The organism is Vibrio sp. D173a (assembly GCF_030248475.1).
Genome location: NZ_JAHGAH010001139.1, coordinates 1 through 1,054, shown reverse-complemented (window position 1 = coordinate 1,054; position 1,054 = coordinate 1). Strand labels below are relative to the sequence as shown.

Genomic DNA, 1,054 nt, shown 5'->3' with positions numbered 1-1,054 from the left:
GAAGGTGATTCTTTTAGATGAACCCTTTACGGGTGTTGATGTAAAAACTGAGCATCAAATTATCGACCTTCTTAAATCGCTTCGCGATGAAGGGCACGTAATGCTGGTGTCGACGCACAATCTTGGTTCAGTGCCTGAGTTTTGCGATAGAACCATTATGGTCAACAACACTGTTCTGGCTTCTGGGCCGATTGAAACGACATACACAGAGGAAAATCTCCAGCGTGTATTTGGTGGTTCACTACGACACTTTAAGTTGGGTGGTAATGCACTTCATCACGATGAAGATACAAGGGAACTAACTATTCTTACTGACGATGAGCGACCATTTATTCAGTATGACTGCAAGGCGTTGACCACCAAAAAGACGGAGCCTCAATTATGATGGATCTGTTGCTACAACCATTCAGCTACGGCTATATGAATAACGCTATGTGGGTGTCGGCCTTAGTAGGTGGAGTGTGTGCGTTTTTATCTGCGTATCTAATGCTAAAAGGTTGGTCCTTAATTGGTGACGCTCTGGGACATGCCGTTGTGCCGGGTGTCGCATTGGCTTATATGATTGGTCTACCATTCGCTTTCGGTGCCTTTATCTCTGGTGGAATAGCTGCAGGCACTATGCTGTTTCTGTCTGAACGTTCCGGCTTGAAAATCGATGTGATCATTGGCTTAGTCTTCACTTCATTTTTTGCACTTGGTCTTTTCCTTATTTCAATCAATCCCATCTCTGTCAGCGTTCAAACCATCACTATGGGTAACATTCTTGCGATTACACCGGAAGATACGCTTCAGTTAGTCGTGATTGGTGTCGTCACGCTGGTGGTTCTATTGGCGAAGTGGAAAGACCTAATGGTGACGTTTTTCGATGAAAACCATGCACGATCCATAGGTCTTAATCCGGGTGTTCTAAAGGCAATTTTCTTCACTCTTTTATCTGCATCGATTGTTGCGGCGATGCAAACGGTAGGAGCGCTCTTGGTTATTGCTATGGTGGTGACGCCGGGTGCAACGGCATACTTGCTCTGTGACCGTTTCCCTAGACTGATTTTGGTAT

At 45.2% G+C, this 1,054-nt stretch carries 1 protein-coding gene and 1 pseudogene; both read left to right on the top strand.

The window, feature by feature from the left end; genetic code table 11:
- Positions 1-385: pseudogene (locus KIV40_RS31840) on the top strand (manganese/iron ABC transporter ATP-binding protein); the annotation flags it as partial.
- A partial coding sequence (locus KIV40_RS31835; protein ID WP_285353322.1) for a metal ABC transporter permease occupies positions 385-1,054 on the top strand: 670 nt, incomplete at its 3' end. The pseudogene KIV40_RS31840 and the gene KIV40_RS31835, both read left to right, overlap by 1 nt.